Annotated in this window: 3 protein-coding genes; 2 read left to right on the top strand and 1 reads right to left on the bottom strand. The window is 38.7% G+C overall.

The window, feature by feature from the left end; genetic code table 11:
• Positions 1-111: 111 nt before the first annotated feature.
• Positions 112-1248: an adenine-specific methyltransferase EcoRI family protein gene (locus Q338_RS12250; protein WP_034295930.1), complete on the top strand. Its 1137-nt coding sequence runs from the start codon at positions 112-114 to the stop codon at positions 1246-1248.
• Complete coding sequence (locus Q338_RS12245; protein WP_034295926.1) at positions 1248-2411, top strand: HNH endonuclease family protein; 1164 nt, start codon at positions 1248-1250, stop codon at positions 2409-2411. The genes Q338_RS12250 and Q338_RS12245 overlap by 1 nt, the downstream gene beginning before the upstream one ends.
• Before the next feature lie 105 nt (positions 2412-2516).
• On the opposite strand, the gene tpx is transcribed toward Q338_RS12245, so the two are convergent.
• Positions 2517-3014, bottom strand: a complete 498-nt coding sequence (gene tpx / locus Q338_RS12240) for a thiol peroxidase (protein ID WP_034295923.1) — start codon at positions 3012-3014, stop codon at positions 2517-2519.
• Positions 3015-3195: the final 181 nt, after the last annotated feature.

Here is a 3195-nt window from a genome sequence, read left to right as displayed (position 1 = left end):
AACACGCAACACGCAACACGCAACACGCAACACGCAACACGCAACACGCAACACGCAACACTAGCGTAATTTCTCTTTCTCAATCTTTCCATGCTTTTTTGGGAGATTGAGATGTCAAAAGTTAAAAATTCCAATCTTTCTAACGCCAAAAAAGCCAAAAATGACGAGTTTTACACGCAATATCATGACATTGAAAAAGAGATGAATGCCTATCTTGATTTTGATGAAAATGTGTTTCGTGGCAAAACCATTCTTCTGCCTTGCGATGACCCCGAATGGTCTAATTTCACCCTGTATTTCGCCCAAAATTTCGCACGACTTGGTTTAAAAAAGCTGATTAGCACCAGTTTCGCCCACCAAAGTAAAAATTTGGATAACCCATATCAACCCAGTTTGCTTGAAAGCGAAAGCCCCATTTTTGATAGCGAAAAATCCAATAAGAAAGGCAAAATTTTCACGCTCACCGAAGACATCAATCAAGACGGCATTGTGGATTTAAAAGATTTGCAATGGGAATATTTAACGGGCGATGGCGATTTTCGCAGCGATGAAATCAAAAAATTGCGTGATGAAGCCGACATCATCATAACCAATCCGCCATTTTCACTATTTCGTGAATTTATTGCGTGGGTTGTAGATGCCAATAAGAAGTTTGCCATTATTGGTAATAAAAATGCCATTACTTATAAAGAAGTTTTCCCATTGATTAAAGACAATAAAATATGGTCTGGTTCAATGCCAATGGGTGCAGATATTTTATTTCATATTCCAGAATATATGGAAAATGATTTTATTGAAACCAAACAAGAAGGTAGTGCCTATCGCAAAATTGACAATAAAATAATGGCTCGCTCTACTGGAATGTGGTTTACCAATTTAGAACATGGTCGCCGTCATGAGCCATTACGGTTAATGACAATGGACGATAATTTAAAATTCAATAAATCCTTGAAAAAAGAACAATATCGCAATGCTTATCAAGAATATGATAATTATCATGCCATTGAAATTCCATTGGTTAATGCCATTCCGTCTGATTTTGATGGTGTAATGGGTGTGCCAATTTCATTTTTGGATAAATATAATCCTGAACAGTTTGAGATTATTGCGTCTGACTATCAACTTAAAGATGGTTCAATACCAGAGTTGTTAAAATCAGATTGGAATGGAAAAACCGATAGGGGCTATATTGAGAATCAAAGAATGTATTCAAGACTTTTAATCAAACACAAAAAGGAAGTTAAATAATGCAAACCAAATTAAATACCAGTATTACCATTGCCAAGCTCTGCGAAGGCTTTCAATACAATGAATTAGAAGGAAAAGGCTTGTTTGGACTTTCAGGCAGCCTGACCATTCAGCCCGAATATCAACGCAATTATATTTATGCAGACGGCAAAAAAGATGTGGCGGTCATTCAATCTATTTTAAAAGGCTATCCACTTGGTTTGATTTATTTTAATCAAACGGGCGATGATACTTTTGAAGTTTTGGACGGTCAGCAACGCATTACCAGCATTGGGCGTTTTGTTACCAATAAATTGTCCATTATTGATGAAAAAGGCATTCCTTATACATTTTCTAGTTTGCCAAAAGACAAGCAAGATTTGATTTCAAATACCACGATTTTGGTTTACGAATGCAAAGGTACGGAAAGCGAAATTAAAGAATGGTTTAAAACCATCAATATTGCTGGTGTGCCATTGAATGAACAGGAATTATTGAATGCGGTGTATTCAGGTTCATTTGTAACACTTGCCAAAGCAGAATTTAGCAATTCACAAAATGCCAATATCCAAAAATGGTCGGCTTTTGTCAAAGGTACGCCACTCCGCCAAGATTTTTTGGCGTGTGCATTGGATTGGGTTAGTCGGGGGAACATCAGTGATTATATGAGTCGTCATCGCAATGATGATAATATTACTGAATTAAAAACCTATTTTAATACCGTCATTGATTGGATTAACACGACATTTATTGATGTGAAAAAGGAAATGTGCGGTTTGGAATGGGGGAGATTGTACGAAACTTATGGTAAAAATCCCTATAATCCAACTGAATTAGCCAAAAGATTAAATGAATTATATGATGACCCAAGTGTCAATAACCGTAAAGGGATTTGGGAATATCTTTTGGGTGGCGAAAATGATAAGCGGCTTTTGGATATTCGTATGTTTGATGAAAAAACCAAAAAAGAAGTGTATAAAAAACAAACTCAAAAAGCTGAAAAAGACGGTGTTTCTAATTGTCCATTGTGTGCGATTGGCGATAATGCCAATAAAACAAAAATTTGGACATTAAAAGAAATGGAAGCCGACCATGTTACCGCTTGGAGCAAAGGTGGGCTGACGGGTATTGAAAATTGTGAAATGCTTTGTATGAACCATAATCGGGCAAAGGGTAATAAGTGATTGGGCTACATAAGTAAACGATAAATTTTCAGGCAGCCTGAAACTCAAAAAACACAGAACAAACCCAAAAAGATTTGTTCTGTGTTTTTATTTCAATTCAATTTCTTACAAAACCGCCAAAGCCGCTTCATAATTCGGCTCTTGCTTGATTTCAGGAACCAGTTCGCTGTGCAAAACGCGATTGTTTTCGTCCAACACAATGACCGCGCGCGCCGTCAAACCAGCCAATGCACCCGAAACCATCGCCACGCCCACTTGTTGCGCGAAATCACGGTTACGGAATGCGGACACGGTTTTCACATTGTCCAAACCTTCCGCGCCACAAAAACGCGCTTGGGCAAACGGCAAATCGCCCGAAATGCACAACACCACCGTGTTGTTCAGTTTGTTGGCTTTTTCGTTAAACACGCGCACCGAAGTCGCGCAAATGCCCGTATCAATGCTGGGGAAAATATTTAAAATCTTGCGTTTACCCGCAAAATCCGCCAATTTCACATCAGCCAAATCATTGCCCACCAACACAAAATCTGCGACCGTGTCGCCAGTTTGTGGGAATTGCCCTGCTAATTCAACGGCGTTGCCGCCCAAAGTAATGTGTGCCATAAGATTGCTCTTGAGTTGTGGTTAAAAAGGGTTTTAATATAATCCAATTGCGTGTTTTTGCAAAGTGTTGGCTGTTTCAGGCAGCCTTCAGTACACGACAAAATTCATGTAGGGTGCGTATTACGCACCGAAATTTCAATTATTTGAATGATTTGGTGCGTGGTACGCACCCTACATTTTG

The sequence above is a fragment of the Alysiella crassa DSM 2578 genome (genome assembly GCF_000745955.1).
GTDB classification, from domain to species: domain Bacteria; phylum Pseudomonadota; class Gammaproteobacteria; order Burkholderiales; family Neisseriaceae; genus Simonsiella; species Simonsiella crassa.
This window is presented reverse-complemented; position numbering and strand designations above follow the sequence as displayed.

Excerpts from the sequence above, each read along its gene's own strand:
- Q338_RS12250 (WP_034295930.1), top strand. The coding sequence starts at position 112 with ATGTCAAAAGTTAAAAATTCCAATCTTTCTAACGCCAAAAAAGCCAAA.
- Q338_RS12245 (WP_034295926.1), top strand. The coding sequence starts at position 1,248 with ATGCAAACCAAATTAAATACCAGTATTACCATTGCCAAGCTCTGCGAA.
- tpx (WP_034295923.1), bottom strand. The coding sequence starts at position 3,014 with ATGGCACACATTACTTTGGGCGGCAACGCCGTTGAATTAGCAGGGCAA.